The organism is Streptomyces sp. NPDC051105, assembly GCF_040682795.1.
Lineage (GTDB): Bacteria > Actinomycetota > Actinomycetes > Streptomycetales > Streptomycetaceae > Streptomyces.
Map to the genome: position 1 here is coordinate 1 of NZ_JBFBBR010000006.1, position 23139 is coordinate 23139.

General features: G+C 72.6%; 15 protein-coding genes and 1 riboswitch. Of the genes, 8 read left to right on the forward strand and 7 right to left on the reverse strand.

What is annotated here, in order from left to right; genetic code table 11:
- Positions 1–216, forward strand: a 216-nt coding sequence (locus AB0N16_RS16315) for a hypothetical protein (RefSeq protein ID WP_365797159.1), incomplete at its 5' end; no start/stop codon positions are given.
- A 318-nt stretch (positions 217–534) separates the two neighbouring features.
- Here the strand turns inward: AB0N16_RS16315 and AB0N16_RS16320 are convergent.
- Positions 535–1083, reverse strand: coding sequence for a MarR family transcriptional regulator (locus AB0N16_RS16320; protein ID WP_365797161.1), 549 nt, complete (start codon positions 1081–1083; stop codon positions 535–537).
- A 151-nt stretch (positions 1084–1234) separates the two neighbouring features.
- On the opposite strand from AB0N16_RS16320, the gene AB0N16_RS16325 reads away from it, so the two are divergent.
- Entirely contained in the window at positions 1235–2494 is a 1260-nt protein-coding gene (locus AB0N16_RS16325; RefSeq protein WP_365797859.1) for an MFS transporter, read from the forward strand.
- Positions 2495–2772: 278 nt separating this feature from the next.
- Here AB0N16_RS16325 and AB0N16_RS16330 read toward each other — a convergent pair whose 3' ends face one another.
- On the reverse strand, positions 2773–4419 hold the full coding sequence (locus tag AB0N16_RS16330; protein ID WP_365797163.1) for a SpoIIE family protein phosphatase: 1647 nt from the start codon (positions 4417–4419) through the stop codon (positions 2773–2775).
- Between the two features lie 181 nt (positions 4420–4600).
- A complete protein-coding gene (locus tag AB0N16_RS16335) occupies positions 4601–5980 on the reverse strand; it encodes an NAD(P)/FAD-dependent oxidoreductase (RefSeq protein ID WP_365797165.1) in 1380 nt (459 codons plus the stop codon).
- Positions 5981–6374: 394 nt separating this feature from the next.
- Between AB0N16_RS16335 and AB0N16_RS16340 the strand changes: the two genes are divergently transcribed.
- Positions 6375–7148: a helix-turn-helix domain-containing protein gene (locus AB0N16_RS16340; RefSeq protein ID WP_365797167.1), complete on the forward strand. Its 774-nt coding sequence runs from the start codon at positions 6375–6377 to the stop codon at positions 7146–7148.
- 320 nt (positions 7149–7468) lie between these two features.
- Complete coding sequence (locus AB0N16_RS16345; protein WP_365797169.1) at positions 7469–9361, forward strand: sigma-70 family RNA polymerase sigma factor; 1893 nt, start codon at positions 7469–7471, stop codon at positions 9359–9361.
- On the opposite strand, the gene AB0N16_RS16350 is transcribed toward AB0N16_RS16345, so the two are convergent.
- Positions 9348–12620, reverse strand: a complete 3273-nt coding sequence (locus AB0N16_RS16350; protein WP_365797171.1) for a BTAD domain-containing putative transcriptional regulator — start codon at positions 12618–12620, stop codon at positions 9348–9350. The two genes, AB0N16_RS16345 and AB0N16_RS16350, sit on opposite strands and share 14 nt — an antisense overlap.
- Before the next feature lie 190 nt (positions 12621–12810).
- Positions 12811–14889: an asparagine synthase-related protein gene (locus tag AB0N16_RS16355; RefSeq protein WP_365797173.1), complete on the reverse strand. Its 2079-nt coding sequence runs from the start codon at positions 14887–14889 to the stop codon at positions 12811–12813.
- A 748-nt stretch (positions 14890–15637) separates the two neighbouring features.
- On the opposite strand from AB0N16_RS16355, the gene AB0N16_RS16360 reads away from it, so the two are divergent.
- The 4 genes from AB0N16_RS16360 to AB0N16_RS16375 all read left to right on the forward strand — a co-directional run bounded on the left by AB0N16_RS16360 (position 15638) and on the right by AB0N16_RS16375 (position 20726).
- Positions 15638–17062 (forward strand): MFS transporter, encoded by a 1425-nt coding sequence (locus AB0N16_RS16360; RefSeq protein ID WP_365797175.1) that lies wholly within the window; start codon positions 15638–15640, stop codon positions 17060–17062.
- A 180-nt stretch (positions 17063–17242) separates the two neighbouring features.
- On the forward strand, positions 17243–18463 hold the full coding sequence (gene lhgO, locus AB0N16_RS16365) for an L-2-hydroxyglutarate oxidase (RefSeq protein WP_365797177.1): 1221 nt from the start codon (positions 17243–17245) through the stop codon (positions 18461–18463).
- 54 nt (positions 18464–18517) lie between these two features.
- Positions 18518–19399 carry a tRNA (guanosine(46)-N7)-methyltransferase TrmB gene (gene trmB / locus AB0N16_RS16370; RefSeq protein ID WP_365797179.1) on the forward strand — a complete coding sequence of 294 codons (882 nt, stop codon included), beginning with the start codon at positions 18518–18520 and terminating at the stop codon, positions 19397–19399.
- Between the two features lie 10 nt (positions 19400–19409).
- The gene (locus AB0N16_RS16375) at positions 19410–20726 is read left to right on the forward strand and encodes a PrsW family intramembrane metalloprotease (protein WP_365797181.1); all 1317 of its coding nucleotides are present in this window, start codon (positions 19410–19412) and stop codon (positions 20724–20726) included.
- Between the two features lie 14 nt (positions 20727–20740).
- Here AB0N16_RS16375 and AB0N16_RS16380 read toward each other — a convergent pair whose 3' ends face one another.
- Both AB0N16_RS16380 and AB0N16_RS16385 read right to left on the reverse strand, forming a co-directional pair.
- Positions 20741–21703, reverse strand: a complete 963-nt coding sequence (locus AB0N16_RS16380; RefSeq protein WP_365797183.1) for an aldo/keto reductase — start codon at positions 21701–21703, stop codon at positions 20741–20743.
- Positions 21704–21857: 154 nt separating this feature from the next.
- On the reverse strand, positions 21858–22904 hold the full coding sequence (locus tag AB0N16_RS16385) for a M23 family metallopeptidase (protein ID WP_365797185.1): 1047 nt from the start codon (positions 22902–22904) through the stop codon (positions 21858–21860).
- Positions 22905–22911: 7 nt separating this feature from the next.
- Positions 22912–23072, reverse strand: a riboswitch (cyclic di-AMP (ydaO/yuaA leader).
- Positions 23073–23139 lie beyond the last annotated feature (67 nt).

The following is a 23139-nucleotide window of genomic DNA, read 5'->3' on the forward strand; positions in this document are numbered from 1 at the left end:
CTGGCGTTGACTTTTGGCACGCTGTTGAGTTCTCAAGGAACGGTCGCTTCCTTTGTACTCACCCTCTCGGGCTTTCCTCCGGGCTTCCCTTCGATCTTGCGTTTCCGACTCTATCAGATCATTTTCCGATCCGATTTCCTCGGCGCTTTCCAGGTTCCCGCTCTCGCGTTTCCCTTTCCGGCGATTCCGACTCTATCAGATCCTTTCGGCGTCTGATTCCCAGTCAGCGGGGGTTGTCTTCCCGGCTGTTGGGCCGTTCCGACGTCTCAAACCTTAGCGGATTCGATCCGCGATGCCCAATCGGGCCTTGCGACTCGACCGGACAGCACGGAGGCCCGAAATCGAATTGAATTCGGGCACGCCGAAATCAACCCGGTCGGGAGATCGTACTGATGGTTTGAGTGCCGCTCTTGCGGCGGAGGTGCTGTCGCAGAACCGTTACGGCCCCGCGGCAACCCGAAGAACTCTACGGATCGGGCAGGGGGGTGTCAAGTGCCCCCTGTCAAGATTTTTTCCCGGCCCCGGTGTCCTGCGTCAGTCCAGGTCGGTGAGGCGACCGCCGGCGTCGGGCTGGGCGTGCTCAACGCGACGCAGCAGCCTGGTGAGGACCTCGCCGAGAACACCTCGCTCCGCCGGAGAGAGGTCCTGGAGCAGCTCCTCCTCGAACACAGAGGCGAGGCGCATGGCCTCGAGCCACTTCTCGCGGCCCTCGGGGGTCAGCTCGACGATCACCCGGACGCGGTTGGACTCGTCCCGCTCCCGGGTGACCAGACCCTCGGCGACCATCCGGTCGATGCGGTGGGTCATCGCGGCCGGGGTGAGACCGAGCCGCTTGGCCAGCTCGCTGGGGCCCATGCGGTAGGGGGCGCCGGAGAGGACGAGGGCTTTGAGGACCTCCCACTCGGCGTTGCTGATGCCGAGGGCCGAGGTCTGGCGGCCGTAGGCCACGTGCATCCGGCGGTTGAGCCGGGACAGCGCCGAGACGACCTTCTCGACCTGGGGGTCGAGGTCCTGGAACTCGCGCTGGTAGGCGGCGATCTGTTCGTCGAGTGTCGGCTCGCCGGCGCCGGTGGTCTCGGCCATGCCCGAAGTATGGCACGAGCCTGCTTGGCGTTGAAGTCCTTCGCCATGTAGTCTTTAGCTTCGAACTTTAGCTTCAAAGTCTTCAGACTTCAGCAGTCTCTGACTTGACGACCTGAGAGAGGTGAACGTGACCAGGGCGATGGGCGCAGCGATGCGCCGGATCCACGTGGGCAACGCATTCAGCGCGTTCGGGCTCGGCTTCACCGTCCCCTACCTGTACGTCTATGTGGCGCAGGTGCGGGGGCTTGGTGCCATGACGGCGGGGCTCGTGCTCGCCGTTTTCGCCGTGGCCGCGCTGATCGTGCTGCCGTTCGCCGGCCGGGCGATCGTGCGGCGCGGTCCACTGCCGGTCCTTCTCACCGCCTTGGTCATGGCCGCGATAGGTGCGCTGAGCCTGGGCCTGGCGGGAGATGCGGCGACCGTGCTGGCCGCGGCCGCGCTGCTCGGGGCCGGGCAGGCCGTGATGCAGCCGGCGCTGGCGACGATGATCGTGGACTCCTCGACGGCGGAGACCCGGTCCCGGGCGTTCGCGACGCAGTTCTTCCTGCAGAACCTGGGGCTGGGTGTCGGCGGCCTGATCGGCGGCCACCTGGTCGACACGACCAGGGTCTCCTCCTTCACCCTGCTGTTCGCGATCGAGGCGGCGATGTTCCTGCTGCTGGTCGTGGTGATGTCGACGGTACGGATACCGCACGCACCGCGGATCGCGGGCGCTCCGGCCTCGCGCGCCAGAGGCGGCTGGCAGCAGCTGTTCGGGAACCGGGCGATGGTGCAGCTGTGCGTGCTGGGCTTTGTGCTGTTCTTCGCGTGCTACGGACAGTTCGAGTCCGGGCTGAGCGCGTACGGCGTCGAGGCGGCGGGGATATCGACGTCCGCGCTGGGCACCGCACTGGCCGCGAACACCCTGATGATCGTCGTCGCTCAGTTCGCCGTGCTCAAGTTCGTGGAGCGCCGTCGGCGGTCCCGGGTGATCGCGGGGGTCGGGCTGATCTGGGCCGTGGCGTGGCTCGCGGCAGGGTACGCGGGGCTGGGGCACGGCAGTCAGGAGATGGCGACGGCCGCGTTCGTGTCGACGTACGCGCTGTTCGGGCTGGGTGAGGCGATGCTGTCGCCGACGGTCGCTCCGCTGGTCGCCGACCTTGCGCCGACGGGGCTGGCCGGGCAGTACAACTCGGCGTTCGCGCTGGTCAAGCAGCTGGCGCTGGCCGTGGGGCCGGCGGTGGGCGGGCCGATGGGGGCGTCGCTGCATGCGCCGTACGTCGTGACGTTCCTGCTGTTCTCGCTGGGGATCAGTGTGCTGGCGGTGCGGCTGGGGAAGCGGCTGACCCTGGCCCAGGACCAGCCGTGGCTCGCTTCGAAGAGCGTGGTCGTGGCACGGGGCGGGGCTGCAGCGGAGTCCGTTTCCGCGTAGGCGGGCTCGGGCCGGGGGGATCGCTTGCCGGCGCTTACCGGCGCTTGCCGGCGCTTACCGGGTGCCGCCGCGGCCACCCGTGCCGCCCGCGCCCACCCGTGCCGCCCTGGGGGCGCCTCCCAGGCCCTTAAGGCACTGGGGGAGGCACGAGTGCCCGCAGCTGAGGAGGACGCAGTTGGGCAGCCCCATCAGGGGCGCGGGGCTGTATTCGATGTGCGGCTGCCGCCGTGTGGGCGCGACCAGCCCCCACCCACCCGCAGCCAAGGCTCGGCCCTCCTCTACCCCTTCGGCAGTACGAACTCGCACCACACCGCCTTCCCACCCCCCGGTGTCCTTCTCGACCCCCACCCCGAGGCGATCGTCGCCACGATCGCGATGCCCCGGCCCGACTCGTCGCCCGGTTCCGCGCGGCGGCGGCGCGGCAGGTGGTCGTCGCCGTCTGTCACCTCGATGATCAGGCGGCGGTCGGTGCGGCGCAGCCGCAGCCGCATGGGTGGGGTGCCGTGCTGGAGGGAGTTGGCGACCAGCTCGCTCGTGGCGAGGACGCCCAGGTCGTGGAGTTCGACCGGGAAGCGCCAGCTGGTCAGCACGCCGGAGGCGAAGGCACGCGCGCGTGGTGCCGCTTCGACGCCGCCGAGGAGTTCCAGCGCCGCGTTGCGGAACAGCTCGCCGTCGGGACCCGTACGGGCCGGGTGCTGGAGGACCAGGACGGCGACATCGTCGTCGTGGTCGGCCGTGACGCCGGCCGAGCGGACCAGGCGGTCGCAGATGACCTGCGGGCTGCCGGTGGCTCCCGCCAGCGCGCGTTCGAGCGCGGCGATGCCCTCGTCCAGGTCCTCGTTGCGGCGTTCCACCAGGCCGTCCGTGTAGAGGACGGCCGTGGAGCCGGGGCCCAGCGGTACCGAGCCCGACGTGTGGATCCAGCCGCCCGTGCCGAGCGGTGGGCCGGTCGGCTCGTCGGTGCGGAGCACACTGCCGTTCTCGTCGCGGACCAGGATCGGCAGGTGGCCGGCGGAGGCGTACACCAGCCGGCCCTCGTTCGGGTCGTGGACGGCGTAGGCGCAGGTGGCGATCTGGTTGGCGTCGATCTCGGTGGCGAGGCCGTCGAGGAGCTGGAGGACCTCGTGCGGGGGGAGGTCCAGGCGGGCGTAGGCGCGGACCGCCGTACGGAGCTGGCCCATGACGGCCGCCGCGCGGACGCCCCGGCCCATCACGTCGCCGATGACGAGTGCGGTGCGGCCGCCGCCGAGGGTGATGACGTCGTACCAGTCGCCGCCGACCGCGGCCTCGGTGCCGCCGGGCTGGTAGGTCGCGGCGATGCGCAGGTCGTCCGGTTCTTCGAGTTCCTGCGGGAGGAGGCTGCGCTGGAGGGTCACGGCCGTCTCGCGCTGGCGGCGCTCGCTGGCGCGCAGCCGCTCGGCCGCCTCCGCGTGGTCGGTGACGTCGGTGGCGAAGAGCAGGACGCCGCCGTCGTGGTCGTCGTTCTCGGCGACGGGCGTGCAGGTGAACGTGTAGGTACGGCCGTCGAGCGCTTTGCGTGACTTCAGGGTGCGGGGCTTGCCGCTGCGCAGGACCTGGTCGAGGAGGGGGAGGAGACCGAGTTCGACGAGTTCGGGCAGGGCCTCCCGGGCGGGGGCGCCCGGGGGCCGTACGCCGAAGGCCGTCGTGTAGGCGTCGTTGACGTACGCGATGTGGTGGTCCGGGCCGTGGACGAGGGCGACCAGGGCCGGGACGCGGTCCAGCACGTCGCGGGCGGGCAGTTCGTCGACGGCGGGCACACAGCGCGGGTCGTCGGCCAGTTGTTCGACGCGGGCAGCGGGCACGGAGCCTTCCCCCCGTCGGTCCGGGGAGACCGCGTGCTCGCTCCGCGCTGCGGCGCGGCGCTGCGTTCCGGGGAGCCGGGCGCTCCAGCGCGTGAAGTTCACGAATCCTTGCCTCGTGTCGTCGTCTCCGGCCGGCTACGGGAGCGGCCGGGGGCCGGGGGAAGTCCCCCGGTGCAGTTCTGGGGAGAAGCCTTGTGCTCGGTCGGGGGGCAGTCTGGCAGGGTGGCCGTCGGCGGCGACATCCGTCAGACGCCGGGGCGGGCCGTGGAGTTCCTGAGTTCCGTCAGGACGACCCGTTCGGGTCGTCGGAGGGACCGTGAGGAGGCTTTCCACCGGCCGCGAGTTCGAACTCCGCTCGGGGATGTTCGAGTGATCCGAGCGAGACGATCTCCCGTTTGAAGAGTCCGGAGAGGATCCATTCGGCGAGCACACGGGCCTTGCGGTTGAAGGTGGGCACCCTGCTCAGGTGGTAGACGCGGTGCATGAACCAGGCAGGGTAGCCCTTCAGCTTGCGCCCGTAGACCTGGGCGACGCCTTTGTGCAGTCCCAGGGAGGCGACCGAGCCGACGTAGGCGTGGGCGTAGGTGTCGAGGGGTTCGCCGCGCAGGGCGTGGACGATGTTGTCGCCGAGGACCCTGGCCTGGCGGACCGCGTGCTGTGCGTTGGGGGCGGTCTCGGTGCCGGGTTCGGCAGCGGTGACGTCGGGAACGGCGGCGGCGTCGCCCGCGGCCCACGCGTGGTCGACGCCGTCGATCGTCAGCTCGGCGGTGCATTTCAGCCGCCCGCGCGGGGTGAGCGGAAGATCGGTGGCCGCGAGCATGGGGTGCGGTTTGACGCCGGCCGTCCACACGAGCGTGCGGGCGGGGAAACGCTGGCCGTCGCTGAGGACGGCGATGCGGTCGGCGCAGGATTCCAGGCGGGTGTTCAGCAGCACCTGGATGTTGCGGCGGCGCAGCTCGGTGACGGTGTAGCGGCCCATCTCGGGGCCGACCTCGGGGAGGATCCGGTCGGTGGCCTCGACGAGGATCCACTTCATGTCCTCGGGCTGCACGTTGTGGTAGTACCGCGCGGCGTAGCGGGCCATGTCCTCCAGTTCGCCGAGCGCCTCCACGCCCGCGTAGCCGCCGCCGACGAAGACGAAGGTGAGGGCCGCGTCGCGGATCGCCGGGTCGCGGGTGGAGGAGGCGATGTCCATCTGCTCGATGACGTGGTTGCGCAGGCCGATGGCCTCCTCGACGGTCTTGAAGCCGATGCCGTGCTCGGCGAGACCGGGGATGGGCAGCGTGCGCGCGATCGAGCCGGGCGCGAGGACCAGTTCGTCGTATTCGAGGAAAGTGGCGCCTTTTCGCTCCTCGGCGGTGGCGAGGGTGGTGACTTCGGCGGTGCGCTTGGCGTGCTCGATGGACGTCACCTCGCCGATGACGACATGGCACCGGTCCAGAACGCGCCGCAGGGGTACGACGACATGACGAGGGGAAATCGAACCCGCGGCCGCTTCGGGAAGGAACGGCTGGTACGTCATGTAGGGATCGGGGGTGACGACAGTGATGTCGACCTCGTCCCGCCTGAGCTCCGCCTTCAGCTTCCGCTGGAGCCGCAGGGCCGTGTACATCCCGACGTAGCCGCCGCCGACAACGAGAATGCGCGCACGTTCCTTCACCATCCCATGACGCACCCGTGACTGTTGTTTGTCCACAGCCCCGGCAATTTGTGTGACCGGCGCGCCGCTGTGCCGGGTGCCGGACGCATGGCCGGGACCGGACGAAAGGGGCCAGGTCAGCGGGGGCGGACGAGGGGCCGTGAAGGCAACGAATCGGGATGTAAGCGACCCGTACTCCGATCGGGGGGCGCTCCGTGCGGAACGCCCCCCTTCTGAATTGACAGCCTCTCAACTATGTTCGTGTGTCGACGGGGTGTAAGGGATGTGGCCGTACGGTCCACGACGGGCGGGTCCGCCCGGTCGCCGGTCCATGGCTCGGCGACAGTTCCACTCGCTCCGGCCTTCACAGTGCGGGGAGAGTCTCCGGGGGGAGACGTCATTAACCGGGGGAACACAGATGCATATTCAGGACACGCATTGGTCATCGGCTTCCGTCCTCGCGACGGGCGGCGCAACGGTGAGCGCGGCGACGGGCAACGGGCGCGGTGACGGGCCGCGTACGACGCCGCTGCGGGTGGACGCACAGCGCAATCTGGAGCACGTGCTGCGTGCGGCACGCGAGGTCTTCGGCGAGCTGGGTTACGGCGCTCCGATGGAGGACGTGGCGCGGCGGGCGCGGGTCGGGGTCGGCACGGTGTACCGGCGCTTCCCCAGCAAGGACGTGCTGGTCCGGCGGATAGCCGAGGAGGAGACCTCCCGGCTGACCGACCAGGCGCGGACCGCACTCGGGCAGGAGGACGAGCCGTGGTCGGCGCTGTCGCGCTTCCTGCGGACGTCGGTGGCGTCGGGGGCGGGGCGGTTGCTGCCGCCGCAGGTGCTGCGCGTCGGGGTGCCGGAGGAGGTCGGCGGTTCCGGAGCCGGGGCCGAGGAGGCCCGGGTGCCGCAGCAGCGGACGCAGTCGGGCGCCGGTGAGTTGCGGCTGGTGCCGGAGGAGCGGGAGCCGGTGGCCGGCGCCGACGACGACTCGGGAGCGGCCGCGCTGCTCGACGTTGTCGGGCGGCTGGTGGAACGGGCTCGCGCGGCGGGTGAGTTGCGGGCGGATGTCTCGGTGTCCGACGTGCTCCTGGTGATCGCCACGGCGGCACCCTCGCTGCCGGATCCGGCACAGCAGGCGGCGGCTTCGTCGCGGCTGCTGGACATCCTGCTGGAAGGGCTGCGGTCCCGGCCCTGACAGTGTCGTGGGGTGGCCGAGCAGGTGGCTTTCGTGCGGGCGACGGCGCGTGCCGCGCCATGACCGCCGGCAGGTGCGGGTGGGCGGTGGCTGGTCGCGCCCACGCGGCGGAGCCGCACAGTGGCAGGGGGTCGCGCCCCTTGCAGGGGCGCGACTGCCGTCTGTTGATGCTTCCCCTTGAGGGTGATCGTCAGTGCACCGTGTTGACAAGTGCGCTCGGACGAGTGGTAGGCCCGTCACCCAGGGGCTGAACAAAAGCCAATGTGGCAGTCTGACCCGGTGATTCGGTCGGGTTGGGCAGGCATCGGGGGCGTTCCGCGATGAGCGTTGACGGGTGGGACGAGTCCGCCGGTGAGGAACTGACCTCGCCGCAGGTGCCCGGTCAGGGCGGGCGGGCCGGTGTTCCGCCCGTCGGCGAACCGCCGGAAGGGAACGTTCCGGCACAGCGCAGCGGGAGTCTGCTGCCGCCCCGGGAGCTGCCGCCCGCCGACAGCCAGTTGATCGAGCGGATGCGGGGTGGCGACGACTCGGCGTACGAGGAGCTGTACCGGCGGCACGCGGACGCGGTACGGCGGTACGCGCGGACCTGCTGCCGGGACGGGCACACCGCGGACGACCTGACCGCCGAGGTGTTCGCCCGGATGCTGCAGGCGGTGCGCGGCGGGGCCGGGCCCGAGTACGCCGTGCGCGCCTATCTGCTCACCTCCGTACGGCGGGTCGCCGCGCAGTGGCTCAAGTCGGCCCGGCGTGAGCAACTCGTCGACGACTTCGCGCTGTTCGCGGCGCAGTCCTCACGCGGCTCGGAAGTCTCCACCGCCACTGCGTCCGTGGGCTCCCTCGGAGCTGGGCTGGACCTGGGCGCCGATGTGCGGGCGATGCACGAGGCCGAGCAGTCGATGGCGATGCAGGCCTTCCGTTCGCTGCCCGAGCGCTGGCAGGCGGTGCTGTGGCACACCGAGGTCGAGGACGAGTCGCCGAGCGAGGTGGCCACCCTGTTCGGGCTGGACGCCAACGGCACGCGCGTCCTCGCCAGCCGGGCCCGTGAGGGGCTGAAGCAGGCCTACCTCCAGGCCCATGTGAGCGCCTCTCTCATCGACGACGAGGAGTGTGCCCGCTACGCCGACCAGCTCGGCGGCTACGCCCGCCGCAAGCTGCGCATCCGCGCCGAGCGGGGGCTGCGCAAGCATCTGGAGGAGTGCGCCAGGTGCCGGCTGGCCGCGGCCCAGATCGAGGAGGTCGCCGCCGGTATCCCGGCCGTCGTACCGGTCGCGGTCCTCGGCTGGTTCGGGGCCGCCGGGTACGCCAAGGCGCTCGGGATCGTCGCCGGTGGGGCCGGAGTGGGCGCGGGAGCGGCCGCCGCGGCGGGCGGCTCGTCCGGCGGGGCGGGCGGCGGTGCCGGCGGTGCCGCGGCCTCGGAGGGGCTGGGGGCGCCGGTGAAGGCCGGTATCGCGGCCGGGGTGGTCGCGGTGGCGGGCGCCGCGCTGGCCCTCGCCCTGGTGAACGACAGCCACCCGACCAGGGAGGTGGCCCGCCCCACCCCCTCCGCGCCGGTCGTCGAGCCCGGGACACCGACCCCGAGCCCCGCCCCGCCGAAGCGGGCGCCGCGCCCCGAGCCGGTCGTCCTCGCCCCGCAGCCGACCCCGACGCCCACCCCGAGCCCGACCCCGGCTCCGAAGCCCACTCCGAGCCCCAGGCCGACCCCCACCCCCACGCCGCCGCCCAGCCCGATCCCGAAGCCGACCCCCACTCCCACCCCGGCGCCCACGCCGCCGCCCGACCCGGTCGTCTACCAGTGGAGCGAGCTGCGCTTCGACGTCACCGGCGACGGCACCCAGCCCGAGATGCGGCTCGGCGAGAGCACCTGGGTGTGGCAGCGGCACGGGGTGACCGTCGCCGGCGAGCGGTATGCGAACGGCGTCACCGTGCACGGCCGGTCCTCCGTCACCATCGACCTCAACCGCGAGTGCACCGCCTACGACGCGATGGCCGGCGTCGACGACATGACGCTCGGCCTCGGCAAGGTCGCCTTCGCCGTCTACGCGGACGGGGAGCGGCTGTGGCGGTCCGGGACGGTCGAGGGCGGCCAGGCCGCCGTGCCCGTCCATGTGAACCTCGCCGGGCACCGGACCGTGCGTCTGGTGGTCGAACCGGGGACCGGCCTCGACTCGGTAGCGCTCGCCGACTGGGCCGAGTCGACGTTCACCTGCCGGTAGCGGTGCCCATGGGCGTCCTGCTCAGTTCGCGCAGGACGTCCTCCTCGGTGAGGGACGCACCGCGCGAGCGCTCGGCCGCGTAGCGCTGCGGGGTCAGCGCCGCGCGGGCGGCCGCGTCGATCTCCACGGCACGGGTGGCCTCCGGCTCCGGTCGCAGGCCACCGGCCCGCCAGTGGTCGGCGGCGGCGAACAGCCGTACCGCGCCCGCCAGATCGCCGAGCCGGGCCAGCAGGTCGGCGCCGACGTCCACCAGCGCCGACGTGATCGCCTCGGCGCACCGGGCCTCCATCGCCTCGCGCAGTCCCCCGGCCAGGATCGGCAGCCCCTGTCGTGGGCCGTGCTCCATCGCCGTGATCAGGGCATCGACCGCATGGAACCCCGCCATGAACTGCGGTGGCGGGGTGCCGCCCAGCGTCGCCGCGCGGGCGGTCTCGCAGAACACGCGCGCCTGGGCCAGGTCGCCCTCGTGCTGGGCCATGTGCGCCCGCAGCAGCGCCACGAACGCCTGCGACTCCGCCACCCCGTACCGGTCGGAGGCCTCGCTCGCCCGGTCCAGGGTGGCCCGAGCGTTCGCCCGGTCGCCGGAGCGGTAGGCGATCTCCGCGAGCCGCGCGATCAGGAACGGCGTCTCGGCGTACGCGCCGACCTCATGGGCCAGTCGCAGCGCCTCCTCGTACTCGGTCTCGGCCTCCGTGAACAGGCCGCGCGCCATGGCCGCCTCACCGGCCGCGCTGCACACCTGTGCCCGCATCCAGCGGTCCCCGACCCGCCGGCTGAGGATCCGCAGCTCCGCCAGGTCCTCGTCGACGCCCCGCAGGTTGCCGGGCGAGTCGACCATGACGTGGGTGCGGTACATCAGGGTGACGCCGATCTCCCAGTCGCCGCCATACACACGGCAGTTGGCGACCACGGCGTCCATGTCGGGGCCGACGTCCGCCGAATTGCCCAGGAACCAGGCGGTCAGCGGCCAGATGAGGCCCGGCAGCCGGGCGGCCCGGGGACCACCCGCCTCGAAGGCGGCCCGGACCAGCGCGATGTACTTCGGCGACCGCTCGTCCGTCACCAGGCCGCCGGCCGACGGGGACTCGGAGGCCAGGAGCAGGTCGAACAGCCGCAGGTCCATGCGCAGTTCGTACAGCGGGTGTCCGGTGTCGGCGTCCGGAGCGGCCAGCAGCGCGCCCACCGGGTCCGCCGCGTCGGCCAACGCGCGCAGTTCCTCCGGGCCGGCGCCGTCCGGCAGGGCGTCCCGGGCGACGCCCAGGCGCAGTACCGCGCCCATCCAGGTCACGGCCTCCAGGCGGTAGTTCCGCAGCCACCAGAACCAGCTGACGGCGAGGACGATCCGGCCGGCCAGCGCCTCGTCGCCCGCGCACACCGCGCGGTCGAGGGCGGCGCGGATGTTGTCGAGGTCGGTCTCCAGGCGGCGGATCCACGGAAGCTGCTCCCCGGACCGCAGCTTCGGCGCCGCCTCCTCCACCAGCGCCCGCACCCAGGCGCCGTGCCGGCGCTCGGCCGCCGCGCGCAGCCCCGGGACCTCGGCGGCCCGCTCGACGGCGTACTCGTGGATGGTCTCCAGCATGCGGTAGCGCATATCGCCGGTGCCGTCCGGGCCGTCCGGGGTGGCGACGACCAGGGACTTGTCGACGAGCGCGCCGACGAGGTCGGCGACGGGGCCGGTGCACACGGCCTCGGCCGCCGTGAGGTCCCAGCCGCCGGCGAAGACGGACACCTCGCGCAGGACGGTGCGCTCCCCCTCGTCGAGCAGGTCCCAGGACCAGTCGACGACCGCGCGCAGGGTCTGCTGGCGGGGCAGGAGGGTGCGGCTGCCGGAGGTGAGCAGACGGAAGCGGTCGTCGAGCCGGTCGGCGATCTGCCGGGGCGTCAGCAGCCGCAGCCGGGCCGCCGCGAGCTCGATGGCGAGCGGCAGTCCGTCCAGGCGGCGGCAGATCTCGTCGACGGCCGTCCGGTCGCCCGGCGCACCACGGGCGTCGGGCCGGACGGTGGCGGCGCGCTCCTCGAAGAGCCGGTGCGCCTGCTCGAGGGCGAGGGGCTCGACCGGGCGCACCGACTCACCGGGGACGCCGAGGGGTTCACGGCTGGTGGCGAGGATCGTGAGCCCCGGGCAGCGGGTGAGCAGGGTTTCCGCGAGGGCGGCCGCCGCTTCGATGACATGTTCGCAGTTGTCAAGGATCAGGAGTTGGCTGCGCCGCGCGCAGTACTCGACGAGCAGGGCCGTGGGGTCGGCCTGCGGGGTAGCCAGCTCGTTGGTCATGAGCACGGTCTCGCGCAGACCGAGCGCGCTGACCACCGCGCCTGGTACCGCCTCCGGCCGGTCGAGCGGGGCGAGCTCGACGAGCCATGCCTGCGGGAGCCCGGCGGCGGCCTCCTCGGCGAGACGGGTCTTTCCGGAGCCGCCTGGTCCGGTGAGGGTGACGAGGCGGGCCTTGTGCAATTCGGAACGAACCGCGTCGAGTTCGGGTTCCCGGCCCACGAAAGAGGTAAGCCGTGGACGCAGGTTGCCGGTGCGGGGCGGGGGTGCGCCCGGCGGGGTCGGTTCCTGTCTCAGCAACGACGCGTGCAGGGCCTGGAGTTCCGGCCCGGGGTCGGTGCCGAGGCCGTCGGCGAGGGTGCGGCGGGCGGTCTCGTACGCGGCGAGGGCGTCCGCCGGGCGGCCGGTGTCACGCAGGGCGCGGATGAGGAGGGCGTGCAGCGGTTCGTCGTACGGGTGCGCCGTGGTCAGCGCGGTCAGCTCCGGTACGGCGTCGCAGGCGCGGCCGAGGCGGAGGGCGGCGTCGGCGCGGGCGCGGGTGGCCTCCAGCCGGAGCGCCTCGGGGCGGGCGGCGGCCGCCGCCCGGTCGGGGAGGTCGGCGAGGGCGGGGCCACGCCACAGGGCGAGGGCCTCGGTGAGGACGCGGTGCGCGGTCGCCGGGTCGGCGGCGGCGAGGGCGGCCGTGCCTTCGCGTACCTGACGTTCGAAGACGTGCAGGTCGATGTCGTCCTCGGCGGCGGTCAGGCGGTAGCCGCCGGGGGTGGAGGCGACGGTGTCCTTGCCGAGGGCACGGCGGAGCCGGCCGACGAGGGCCTGGAGGGCGGCCGGGGCGTCCTGCGGCGGGTCGTCGTCCGCCGCCCAGACCTCCTGGATGAGGGTTTCGGGGGTGAGGGTGCGGTGGGGGTGGAGGGCGAGGACGGTGAGCAGCGCGCGGAGGCGGGGGCCGCCGATGGGTAGGGGGGTGCCCTGGTCGTCAGTCGCCTGGGTCACACCCAGAATCCGGTACCGCACCGGGTCATTGTCGCCGGGTCGGGGGGATGGGGCACGGGGGTTTCGGAGGCCGAACGCCGGACCGTTGGCCGGCCGGCCTGGGGTGGGGCTGGAGCCGTTGGCTGGGGGGGGTGCCCGGGGTGGGGGCTGTGGGCGGCAGCCCCCGACAGCAGCAGGCCGCCCCGACGTGTCACGCCCCTGACGCCAACGCCCCCCGCATCGGCCGGATCCCCGCAGGGACCGCACGGGCGCGTGCCGGTGTCCCCGTCCAGCACGTGCCCCGGCGGGACAGCAGGCGGCGGAGCCACAGTTCCAGGGAGACCAGGTCGGCCAGACCGTCCAGCGGCAACGGCTCGCCCGAGGCCGCCGCGCGGAGCGCCTTGCGGACCACCCTCGCCTCCACCAGGCCCGCCTGCGCCAGCAACGGCGTCGAGAAGAGGGCGATCAGGTCGTCGGCCGCCACGCGCAGGCCCGTGCGGGTGGCGGCAGCGGAGGAGGCGTGGGAGGGGGCGCCCCAGCCCGGCGGGAGGTCGGCGACGCCGGCGCCCTCCAGGACCGTGCGGAGGATGGCGGCGCGGGCCCCCGGCCGCACCCGCAGCGCCTCGGGGAGATCGCGGCAGGCGCGGACCACCTGGTTGTCGAGGAAGGGGGCGTGCAGGCGCTGGGAGCGGATCTCGGCGGCCTGCTCCAGGATGCGGATGTCGGCCGCGTGGCGGGCGAGGACGGCACGCGCGCGGTAGTCGCCGGGACGCTGCCCGGGGCCGACGCCGGAGCGGTTCGCCGCCCCCTGGAGCAGAACCGATACTTCAGCCAGCGCCTCCCCCGTCAGCCAGCGCGCCGCCGGGCCGGGTCTCGCCCAGGTGAGTGCCGCGAGGGACGCGCCCACCGCGCCTCCCGGGTCGTCGAAGCGGCGCCGCAGCAGGCGCTCGGCGAGGGACTCGACGCCCGCGCGGTACGGCGTACGTGCCAGTCGGCGCGCCGCGCTGTACACGCGCGCGGACACCATCACCGAGCCGTCGGCCTTGGCGAGCGCGGCGACCGGGCGGACCAGGTGCCGGCGCTTGCGGTCCATCAGCAGGTCGGCGAGGCGCGCGGGGTGCGCGTCCAGGACCTGGCGGGCGCCGTAGCCGGTGAAGTGGTCGGCGCTGCCGGCGGCGAGGCGGGCGCGGTGTCTGGCGGCGTACACGAGGGACGGCGCCGGTTCGTCGGTCAGAGGGCCCTCCAGGTCGGCGTACGGGAGCATGTCCTCGCCGCCGGTCACCACCACGTGGTGCAGCCGTGGGTTGGCCGCCAGGTTTCCCGCGCGTTCGAGTTCCGCCTCGCGGCCGCCGACGGCGAGGTCGTTGAAGGTGACCGCGAGGAGGCGCTCGCCGGCACCCGTGCCGTGGCCCAGGACCGTGCCGGGCATGCCGGGCAGACCGGCGGCCAGCAGGGCGAGGGTGCCGGAGGCCGGGCCGCCGGACAGGTCGGCGCCGATGCCCGGCACCGGCATCCCGCGCGCCGCGCGCCGCTCGGCGGGGCCCATACCGGGTACCGGGCCGGGGTCGATGTCCGGGACGTGCCGGGGCGCCGACAGCCGCGCGCGTACGGCTTCTACGAGCGCGTCCCGTACGGCGTCCACCGCACGCTCGGGGTCGGCGGAGGGGGCCGCGACCGCGAGCGAGGCGACCTGCTCGTACCCGGCGACCTCGCGCGCCCCGGTGCGCAGGATCAGCGCATGCCCCGGCGGAATGCGCCGTACGCCCTCGTACGGGGTCGAGTCGTGCACCGCGGCCGGTACGTCGGGGGCGGCCAGAAGCGCGGCGAGGTGGCCGTAGTCGAGGTTGGCCTCGATCAGGTCGGCGAGCGGCAGCGCGGCCGTGGCGTAGGCCGTACCGCCTGACCAAGGCGTGTGGAAGACCGGGCGGGCGCCCGCGAGGTCGCCGCAGACGGTGATCCGGCGGCCGACCTGGACGACGGCGGTGTAGCTGCCCGGCCAGGCGGTCAGATGCCGGAGTGCGCCCCCGCGCGCCGTGAAGAGGCCCAGGCGCAGCTCCTCGTCGGTGGCGCCGCAGGTGCCGAGGACGGCGATGCGGTTCTGGGCGTCCGCCTTGATGACGCGCACCTCGTCTGGGCGCCAGTCGCCGACCGCCCAGAGCGGGTCCGGGTCGCCCCACAGCAGCTGGGAACCGACGGGGTGGACGGTCTCGCCGTCGTATCCCAGGGCGCCGGCGGAGCCGAGCGTGGCGGCACCGGAGGCGGTGCTGCTCCATCCCACCAACCACCGCATCGACGCCTCCACAGGCTGTGGACAACCATGCACGGTACGAACTGGAACCCCATGCTGCCATGAAGGACGCGCTCCGGAGGGGCGGTGGGGCCGCCTTTGATCCTCGGAAGATTTCCCGGAGTTGCCGCAGGACCGGCCACGCGCGCGTGCCAGGCAAGTGCCACGGACGAGACGCGGAAGAAGCGAACCGCCGTACGGCACAAGGCGACTGCGACGCGAATGCGCCCCCTGTACGCTCCCCCAGAACGCCCTTCGCGCCCTCAATTCCCGTGGTAGGAGCGTTGATCGCCCACAGAAGGAGGGGTCGATTTTCGGCCAATTCGGCGAGGTCGGCGCGGCGGTGCGCACGCTCCGTACATGCTTTGCGCACCGCACGCGCGCGTACTCGAACGCGCACAGTCCGGGAGGCGGGCATCGCCTCCCGGACCGGTCCGCCACCCGCGGGGATTGAGGTGGCGGTGCCCCCCAGCCCACTGGATCCAGTACAGCGGGCCGACCCACGCAGGGACCATGGAACCGCTCCCCCGATGGCCGGAGAAGAGCGCACGGACAGGCGCACGGCCACACGGCGGGGGCACGACGCGACAGGCCGTGCACGGTGCGTATATGGGCCGCACTCGCGTACGGACCACAATCCCGCCAACCGGAACAATGCCCCTTAACGCTTGGGATGCGGCGAACTACGCTGGGTTTACGAATGCCGCGTGGTTATGCCAGCGCGGCAGCCGTCTGTGTCGAGGGGTGGCGCATGTCCAGGGAGCAACGCGGGCCGAACGAAAAACTCGGCACCGTTCTCGCCCTCGCGGGAATCAGCAACGCAGGACTCGCGCGTCGCGTCAACGATCTTGGCGCTCAACGCGGGTTGACTCTTCGCTACGACAAGACGTCGGTGGCGCGCTGGGTGTCGAAGGGCATGGTGCCGCAGGGCGCCGCGCCGCATCTCATCGCGGCCGCGATCGGCCAGAAGCTCGGCCGCCCGGTGCCGCTCCACGAGATCGGCCTGGCGGACGCGGATCCCGCGCCCGAAGTGGGCCTCGCCTTTCCCAGGGACGTAGGACAGGCGGTGCGCTCGGCCACCGAGCTGTACCGGCTCGACCTCGCCGGCCGCCGGGCCGGCTCCGGCGGCATCTGGCAGTCGCTGGCCGGATCGTTCGCAGTGAGCGCGTACGCAACGCCCGCCTCGCGATGGCTGATAACCCCCGCCGACAGTTCGGTCGCGCGCGAGTCGAACACCGCCGAGGCCTCCGGCGCACCGCTCAAAGTCGGCCACAGCGATGTGCAGAAGCTGCGGGAGGCCGCCGAGGACGCCCGGCGCTGGGACTCCAAGTACGGGGGCGGCGACTGGCGTTCGTCGATGGTGCCGGAGTGTTTACGGGTGGAGGCGGCACCGCTGCTGCTCGGCGCGTACTCCGACGAGGTCGGGCGGGCGCTGTTCGGGGCGAGCGCCGAACTGACCCGGCTCGCCGGGTGGATGGCCTTCGACACCGGCCAGCAGGAGGCCGCGCAGCGGTACTACATCCAGGCGCTGCGGCTCGCCCGCGCGGCCGCCGACGTGCCGCTCGGCGGATATGTCCTCGCATCGATGTCGTTGCAGGCGACGTACCGCGGGTTCGGCGACGAGGGCGTCGACCTCGCGCAGGCGGCCGTCGAGCGCAACCGGGGGCTGGCCACCGCGCGGACCATGAGCTTCTTCCGGCTGGTCGAGGCACGGGCACACGCGCGTGCGGGTGACGCGCAGGCGGCGGGGGCCGCGCTGAAGGCCGCGGAGGGGTGGCTGGAGCGGGCGCGGGAGGGGGACAACGATCCCTCCTGGCTCGGTTTCTACGGATACGAACGGTTCGCCGCCGATGCCGCCGAGTGCTACCGGGACCTGAAAGCGCCGCGCCAGGTGCGGCGGTTCACGGAGCAGGCGCTGTCGAAGCCGACGGAGGAGTTCGTGCGGTCGCACGGGCTGCGGCTGGTCGTCTCCGCTGTCGCCGAACTGGAGTCCGGAAACCTCGACGCGGCGTGCGAGCAGGGGGTGCGGGCCGTGGAGGTCGCCGGGCGGATCTCGTCGGCGCGGACGACCGAGTACGTGAAGGACCTGCTGCACCGGCTGGAGCCGTACGGGGACGAGCCGAGGGTGGTGGAGCTGCGGGAGCGGGCGCGTCCGCTGCTGATGGCGCCGGCGTGAGAGGCGCTGAGCGTCCGCCGAGGTCATGTCGTAGGGCGTGAGCGGGTGCGTGGGGGCTGGTCGCGCGGTTCCTCCCGCAGGCTTCGGCCGGGGGTACCCCCAGCACCCCTTTGGGGCGCGCTGCACGCACCCGCGTTTGAAGTGGCTGTCAGTGGCGCAGTGCACTATCGAGCGTGGGAGGTGGTGCAGGTGTCTGCCGGGGTTGCTCATGACTGTGATGTGCTCGTCGTCGGCGGGGGGATCGTCGGGCTGTCCACGGCGTATGCGATCAGCCGGGCCGCGCCCGGTACCCGGGTCACCGTGCTGGAGAAGGAAGCCGGGGCCGCACGGCATCAGACCGGGCGGAACAGCGGGGTCATCCACAGCGGGATCTACTACCGGCCCGGGTCGCTGAAGGCGCGGTACGCCGTCAAGGGTGCCGCCGAGATGGTCAAGTTCTGTGCGGAGTACGGCGTCGCGCACGCCGTCACCGGGAAGCTGATCGTCGCCACCGAGCGGGCCGAGCTGCCCCGGCTGCACGCGCTCGTGCAGCGCGGCCGGGAGAACGGGATACCCGTGCGGGAGCTGGGGGCCGCCCAGATCGCGGAGTACGAGCCCGAGGTGCGGGGGCTCGCCGCCATACACGTCGGGACGACCGGGGTGTGCGACTTCGTGGGAGTCGCCCGGCAGCTCGGAGAGGCCTCGGGGGCGGAGATCCGCTACGGGGCCAGGGTCGAGCGCATCGACCGGCGACCGGAGCGGGGCGTGGCCGTACTCACCGCGCGCGGAGACGTCGTACGCGGGCGGGTGCTGGTGAACTGCGCCGGGCTGTACTGCGACGAGATCGCCCGGCTGGCCGGGGACGAGCCGGGGATGCGGATCGTGCCGTTCCGCGGGGAGTACTACGAGCTGGCGCGGCGGGAGCTGGTGCGGGGGCTGGTGTACCCGGTGCCGGATCCGGCGTTCCCGTTCCTCGGGGTGCATCTCACCCGCGGTATCGACGGAGGCGTGCACATCGGGCCCAACGCGGTGCCGGCGCTGGCCCGGGAGGGGTACGGGTGGGGAGTCGTACGGCCCCGGGAGGTCGCGGGGACGCTGGCCTGGCCGGGGGCGTGGGCGCTGGCACGGCGGCACTGGCGGTACGGGGGCGGGGAGCTGCGGCGGTCGGTGTCGAAGCGGGCGTTCACGGCGGCCGTACGACGGCTGCTGCCGGCCGTGACGGAAGCGGACCTGGTGCCGGCGGCGGCCGGGGTGCGGGCGCAGGCCGTGCTGCGGGACGGCTCGCTGGTCGACGACTTCCTGATCAAGGAGGGCGCACGGACCGTGCATGTGCTGAACGCGCCCTCGCCGGCGGCGACGGCCTCGCTGCCGATCGGGCGGGAGGTGGCACGCCGGGCACTGGAGATGCTGGGCTCGGTGTGACCCGGGCTCGACCTCGCCGCCCCGTCCCGCGCGGGCCGTAAAATCGACTCCACTGTGTCTGACTCGCTCAATGCCCCAGAGACCCCCAGGCCCGCCGAGACCGTCCCCGGCATGGGCTCCCCGCATGCTCCCGGTGTGTCCGTCCGGCACAGCCGGGCCAAGGGAGAGCCGCGGTTCCCGGACGGGCCCAGCGCCGATCCGGCCGGATCGCACTTCGAGCGGCGGATCCGCAGCTTCCAGCCACGGCGGAGCCGGGTCACCGCCGGGCAGGCGGACGCCTTGCAGCGGCTGTGGCCCAAGTGGGGGCTGGACATCGACGGGCAGCACGTCATCGATCTCGGTGAGCTGTTCGGCAACGGCAACCCCGTCGTCCTGGAGATCGGGTTCGGGATGGGTGAGGCGACCGCGCAGATGGCCGCCGAAGACCCGGACACCAACATCCTCGCCGTCGACGTGCACACGCCGGGGCAGGGGAACCTGCTCAACCTCGCCGAGCAGAACGGGCTGTCCCACATCCGCGTCGGCAACGGGGACGCGATCATCCTGCTCCGGGAGATGCTCACGCCCGACTCGCTCGACGGGCTACGGGTGTACTTCCCGGACCCCTGGCCCAAGAAGCGGCACCACAAGCGGCGGCTGATCCAGCCCGAGTTCCTCGACCTCGCCGCGACCCGGCTCAAACCGGGGGCGATCGTGCACTGTGCGACGGACTGGGAGCCGTACGCCGAGCAGATGCTCGAAGTGCTCGACGCGCACCCGGCGTTCGAGAACACCCAGGCCGAAGGCGGTTTCGCGGCACGTCCCGGATACCGGCCGCTGACCCGTTTCGAGGGGCAGGGGCTGGACAAGGGACATGTGGTGAACGATCTGCTCTTCCGTCGCGTACAGCATCCGGTGCAGCAGGGCGATCAGCACCGACTGGAGTCACCTCGTTAGGGTCGATGCCGTGGCCACCTTCCCGCCGCCGTATCCGTCGTATCCCCCGGACCCCACCGGTGCCGGGCTGCGGCATCCCCGCTGGTGGCAGCGGCGCTGGGTGCGGTACGGGGCGCTGAGCACGCTGCTCGCCCTCTCCGGCCTGGTCATCCTCGCGCTGGTGCGGGAGCAGACGGGCACGGAGGGATTTCTCGTCGGGCTCGGGCTCGCGGTGCTTCCCGTGCCCCTGCTCATAGCCGCGTTCCGCTGGCTCGACCGGGTCCAGCCCGGGCCCTGGCGGAACCTGCTGTTCGCGTTCGCGTGGGGGGCGTGTGCGGCCGCGCTGATAGCGATCGTCGCCAACAGCTTCGCGACGCGGTGGATAGCGACGGCGACGGCGGATCCGAGCAGCGCGGACACGCTCGGGGCGACCGTGATAGCGCCGGTCGTCGAGGAGTCCGCCAAGGCCGCGGCCGTGCTCCTGGTCTTCCTGTTCCGCAGGCGGGACTTCACCGGGATCGTCGACGGGATGGTGATAGCCGGGGTCACCGCCACCGGGTTCGCGTTCACCGAGAACATCCTCTACCTGGGTACGGCCTTCGGGACCGACCAGCTGAGCGGCGACACCGGCATCGCCTCCGTCACCGCCGCCACGTTCTTCGTGCGCATCGTCATGTCCCCCTTCGCGCACCCCCTGTTCACCGTCCTCACCGGCATCGGGTTCGGTATCGCCGCGTTCTCCGGGGAACGGCAGCGGGTGCGGCGCGTGCTCGTACCGCTCGCCGGACTGCTGCTCGCGATGAGCATGCACGCGTTCTGGAACGGGTCGTCGACCTTCGGGCAGTACGGGTTCTTCGCCGTGTACGGCACGTTCATGGTGCCGGTGTTCGGGCTGCTGACCTGGCTGGCGATCTGGACGCGGCAGCGGGAGCTGCGGACCGTGCGGGAGGAGTTGCCGGCGTATGTGTACGCCGGGTGGCTGGGGGCGGCCGAGCCGTTCGTCCTGGGATCGATGCGGGCGCGGCAGATGGCCCGGGAGTACGCCGCGTACCACTTCGGCAAGCCGGCCGGGCGGGCGGTCGCCGAGTACGAGGCGTACGCGACGACGCTCGCCCTGCTGCGGAGCCGGGGGCAGCGGGGGCGGGCGGGCGCGGACTTCGTGGTGCGGGAACGGCACCTGCTGACGGAGCTGCGGAGCCGACGTGAGCTGGTCCGCCCCGCCCTCGACTACGCGGCCCGCACCGCCGCCCCGACCGGCTGGCCGGGCTACCCGCCACCGGCCTACGGGCCACCCGGGTGGTACGGGGCGGCGGTGCCGTATCCGTCCTACAACCCGTACAAGGGCTAGGGGGACGGTGAGCGTCAGGCGGAAGCCGCCGTGAGCCGTGTCAGTTCCTGCTCCGTCAGCTCCAGGTCCGCCACCCCCAGCAGGGCGGGGAGCTGGTCCAGGGCGCGGGCCGAGGCGATGGGGGCCGTGACGGTGGGCTGGGCTGCCAGCCAGGCCAGGGCGACCGTGGGGATCGGGGCGGAGTGGGCCTCGGCGATCTCGTCCAGGGCGGTCAGGACCTGCCGGCCCCGCTCGGTCTCCAGGTACTGGGCCGCGCGGCCCGCGCGGGGGCTGTCGACCGTCGTACCGGGGCGGTACTTGCCGGTGAGGAAGCCGGCGGCCAGGGCGAAGTACGGGACCGCCGCGAGGCCGGCGCGGGAGGCCAGGTCCTGGAGGGGACCCTCGTAGGTGTCGCGGGAGACCAGGTTGTAGTGGGGCTGGAGGGCGACGTACCGGGCGAGGCCCTCGCGGTCGGAGAAGTCCAGGGACTCCTGGAGCCGCTCGGCGGTGATGTTGGACGCGGCGATGTGCCGGACCTTGCCCGCCCGCACCAGTTCGTCCAGGGCGCCGATGATCTCCTCGACCAGGATCTCGGGCTGGTCGAAGTGGGTGTAGTACAAGTCGATGTAGTCGGTGTCCAGGCGGCGCAGGGACGCGTCGGCGGCGGCCTTGATGTTGGCGCCCGACAGCCCCGGGTACTCGGGGTGCTGGCTCACCTTCGTCGCGATCACGATGTCCTCGCGATTGCCGCGTGCCTTGACCCACTTGCCGATGACGGTCTCGGACTCGCCGCCCTTGTGGCCCTCGATCCAGGCTGTGTACGCGTCGGCGGTGTCCACGAAGTTGCCGCCCGCGGCCGTGTACGCGTCGAGGACGGCGAAGGAGGCGGCCTCGTCGGCGGTCCAGCCGAAGACGTTGCCGCCCAGGCAGAGCGGAAAGACCTCCAGGTCGGAGGCGCCGAGCTTACGGAGCGAGCGGGAAGCGGAAGAAGCAGTCATGCCTCAGTCCAACACCGGATGCCGGTGTGCCCATCCCGACGCGATGCGAAGTTCTCGTAAAAGCGGAATGCACCGGGGTGGAGCGGGTACACCGAACCGGCAGCCCTGACGTCGGGGGGTTGTCGTCAGGGCCGCCGGGGATCAGTGGGGTCCGTCAGGGGTTGAGGCCCTTGCCGCGCAGCCAGGTCATCGGGTCGATGCCGGTGGCCTGACCGCCGGGGTGGACCTCCAGGTGGAGGTGCGGGCCGGTGACGTTGCCGGTGGCGCCGACGCGGCCGATGACGTCACCGGTGGCGACCTTCTGGCCGACCTTGACGCCGATGGAGGACTGGTGGCAGAACCACAGCTCGGTGCCGTCGTCGAGGGTGAGGATGGTGCGGTAGCCGTACGAGCCGGCCCAGCCGGCCTCCGTGACGGTGCCGCTGTGGACGGCCTTGATCAGCGTGCCGGTGGGGGCGGCGAAGTCGAGGCCGGTGTGGTAGCCGGAGGCCCACATGGAGCCGGCCTGCCCGAAGGTGCCGGTGATCGTGTAGGAGACGACCGGCAGCGTGTACTGCTTGGCCAGCGCGGCGAGCCGCTTCTGTTCGGCCTGCGCCTTCTCGGCGGCCTGCGCCTGCTCCTTGGCGTCGGCGGCCTTTGCGGCCGCCGCCTGCTCCGCCTTGGCCTCCGCGTCGGAGACCGCCTTGTCGGCGGCGGCCACGGCCTTGGCGGTGGCCTTGACGTCGAGCTGGGTCTGCTGCTGCTCGGCCTGGGCGATGATCCGGCTGCGCAGCGCCTCACCGGCGTCGGCCGAGGAGGCGGAGGAGTCCGCGTCGGTGGCGGTCGTCGTCGTGGTGACGCTGCTGAGCGCGGTCTGGGTGGCGTGGTGGCCACCGCCCTCGCCGAGCAGGGAGTCGACGGAGGACGGCAGGTCGGGCAGCGAGATGGAGACCGGCGGCTTGCCCGTGTGGGCGCTGGCCATGCCGCCCGCGCCGACGGCGGCGATGACGCCGACGCCGAGGACCGTGGAGCTGCGGGCGAGCCCGCCACCGCGCTGCTTGGCGACCCGGTGCCGGCCGCGTACCGGGGCGAGGGACTCCTCGGTGGGGTTCCACTCCTCCCAGGGGCCCTCGTCGGTGCGGTAACCGCCGTAGCCGAAGGTCTCGGGTTGAGGCTGGCTGGGCACGAACGGGGCTGTCGGAGCAGGCCGGTTGGACGCCACGCGGGCGCACTCCTTTCCTTCCGCTGCCTACCGGGTTAGCTGACGGGTTCGGAGCGGGAAGGTCTCCTACGCGCGTATACCGACCGTTTCGTACCCGGCGGTAGCCTTGCGATTCACCCCAAGGTGGTGGTTCCCCGGTTCCCTTGCGGGATTCGGCGCGTGCGCACGGAGCCGTCGCGGGTGACGGCTGGGACGACCGCGCTGCGTTATCGAACGTTAATAGACCCGGTAGTCA